The following is a 1,847-nucleotide window of genomic DNA, read 5'->3' as shown; positions in this document are numbered from 1 at the left end:
CCCCACAGCTGCACGTTGTGGTCGCGGTCCGCGCGCTGGGCGTGGATGACGGTGACGTCGGGGTTGAGGGCGGCGACGGCGGCCAGTTCCTCGCCGGTGAAGGGGCAGACGACGGTGGACACGGTGTCCGTGCGGGTCGCGAGGTCGGAGCCCCGGTAGCCGCGCAGGACGGCGAAGGGGAGCTTCGAGGCGCCGGCGACATAGCGGTTGGCCATGCCGGCGTGGCTGTGCTCGTCCAGTTCCAGCGGGCGCGGCCGGCCGTTCTCGACGGCGTCGCGGAAGCGGTGCAGCGAGCCGACGCCGGGGTTGCCGCCCCAGGAGAAGACGAGCTTCTTGACCAGTCCGGCGCCGATGAGCTGGTCGTAGACGACATCGGGGGTCATGCGGGCGAGCGTGAGGTCGGTGACGCCCTGCCGGATGATCTCGTGCGCGGCGGCGAACGGGATCAGGTGGGTGAACCCTTCGAGGGCGACGGTGTCGCCGTCGTGGATGAGTTCCGCTACGGCGTCGCGCAGGGTTCGGGTCTCGGCCATGGTTCCCTTCGCTTGCTGCTGTTGCTGTCACTGCTACTGCTACCGTTGCTGCTCCTGCCGCTGTTCGCCTGATGAACTTTCGTTCATAATGGGTCGCGGACGAGTCTCTGCCCGTGCGTTCTCGGGTGTCAATGGCCCCGGCCGCCGGATGCCGAGAACATCTGCGCCGGGCCGTGGCCCGACCCGCCGCGGCTCGCCCCGCCCGTCAGCGCCGTTACGAGGAGCCCATTCCGTGCCGCATCCGCCAGCCACCCCCGACGCGGCCCCACCCGACGCGGCGATCGTCGGGCCGCTCGAACGCGGGCTCGCCGTGCTGCGCGCCATGTCGGCGCCGGGCGGTCACCGCCAGCGCCCCAGCGACCTGGTGCACGCCACGGGGCTGGCCCGCTCGACGGTGGACCGCGTCGTCGCCACGCTGGTCCGCGTCGGCTATCTCCGTACCGCCGGACGGGACGTAGAGCTGACGCCGCGTCTGCTGGAGCTGGGTGACGGATATCTGACGGCCAGTGGCATTTCGGCGGCGCTGGGCCCGTACGCGGCGGGGCTCGCCGACGAGTTCGACGAGTCGGTTTCCGTGGCCGTGCCGGACGGGGACGGGGTGCGGTTCGTCGCCCAGCACACCCGGCGCCGCACCATGTCGCTGGCCTTCCGCATCGGCGACCTGCTGCCCGCCGAGCGCTGCGCCGCCGGGACGCTGTTCGCCGCCGGCTGGAGCGCGGAGGAGCGCGCGACGTGGCGCGAACGGCGGCAGGCCGACCCGGAGGACGCCGGATTCCCGTCCGTACCGGCCCGGCAGCACGCGGCGGAACCCCCGGAAGCGACGACGGCCGAAGAAGCGGCGGCCCGCGTCGAGGCCGACTTCGAGCGTCGCCGCGCCGAGGCGGCCGAGCGCGGCTGGGCCGCGGACGACGGGCTGATCGAGCCCGGCCTGATCGCCGTCGCCGTACCGGTGGCCGACGTCTCGGGCCGTGTGGTGTGCGCGGTGAGCGTGGTCAGCCACACCAGCCGGCACACGATCGCCTCACTGGCCGCCGCCGTCCTGCCGCGGCTGCGCGACCGACTCCCCCTGATGGCCGAGGCGCTGGCCGCGACGCCGGTGGAACCCCTGACCGGTTTTCCGTCTTCGGAACATGCACCTCAGGACGAACTGGACGCTGCGAAGGAGGAGTTGGGGGCGGAATACCTCCAGTCCCTCGCCCGCGGGCTGGCCGTTCTGCGGGCCCTGGGCGGGCGCTCCGGCGGCCGGTCCCTGGCGCGGGTCGCGGAGGCGACGGGCCTGCCGCGCGCGACGGCCCGGCGCGCGCTGCTCAGCCT

Annotated in this window: 2 protein-coding genes; one reads left to right on the top strand and one right to left on the bottom strand. The window is 73.5% G+C overall.

The annotated features are described in order from the left end of the window. The coding region (locus ACFU99_RS42370) for a CoA transferase subunit A (protein ID WP_384403790.1) at positions 1-533 on the bottom strand (533 nt) is incomplete at its 3' end. Positions 534-765: 232 nt separating this feature from the next. Between ACFU99_RS42370 and ACFU99_RS42365 the strand changes: the two genes are divergently transcribed. Next, positions 766-1,847: helix-turn-helix domain-containing protein (locus ACFU99_RS42365; protein ID WP_384403787.1), on the top strand; the 1,082-nt coding region annotated here is incomplete at its 3' end.

Origin of the sequence: Streptomyces sp. NPDC057654, from assembly GCF_042800135.1 — a bacterium.
Taxonomy (GTDB): Bacteria; Actinomycetota; Actinomycetes; order Streptomycetales; family Streptomycetaceae; genus Streptomyces.
The sequence above is the reverse complement of the archived record's forward strand: the minus strand, read 5'-3'. Positions and strand labels throughout refer to the sequence as shown.